This is a genomic window from Paraburkholderia sp. JHI2823 (assembly GCF_038900695.1).
Lineage (GTDB): Bacteria > Pseudomonadota > Gammaproteobacteria > Burkholderiales > Burkholderiaceae > Paraburkholderia > Paraburkholderia mimosarum.
This window is the reverse complement of record NZ_JAYMRY010000355.1, coordinates 1-382: the sequence shown is the minus strand read 5'-3', so window position 1 is coordinate 382 and position 382 is coordinate 1. Positions and strand designations below refer to the sequence as shown.

Below are 382 nucleotides of genomic sequence, written 5' to 3'. Positions count from 1 at the left end.
CGTTACGCGTGGCAAGGGCATGTCGGTGCATCGCAGCGACTGCGCGACGTTCCGTCGCATGGCCGAGCGCGCGCCAGAGCGCGTGCTGCAGACCGCGTGGTCGGCGGACGTGATGAGTGGCCGCGGCCACTCTGTCTACCCGGTCGACCTCAGCATCGAGGCGACGGACCGACAGGGTTTGCTGCGTGACATCTCCGAAGTATTCGCACGGGAAAAGATGAACGTGATCGGCGTGAAGACGCAATCGCGTCGCAATGCCGCGTTCATGCAATTTACCGTCGAGGTGTCGAGTTCCGCGCAGATTCAGCGCGCCTGCACTCTGCTGGGCGAGGTTACGGGTGTGGTGCGGGCGACGCGCAAGAACTGAAGCGCGGGCGGGTGC

The 382-nt window shown here is 64.9% G+C and carries 1 protein-coding gene; it reads left to right on the top strand.

All coding sequences use genetic code 11. From position 1 onward, the window contains the following. Positions 1-367, top strand: a 367-nt coding sequence (locus VSR34_RS38955) for an ACT domain-containing protein (RefSeq protein WP_342965306.1), incomplete at its 5' end; no start/stop codon positions are given. Positions 368-382: the final 15 nt, after the last annotated feature.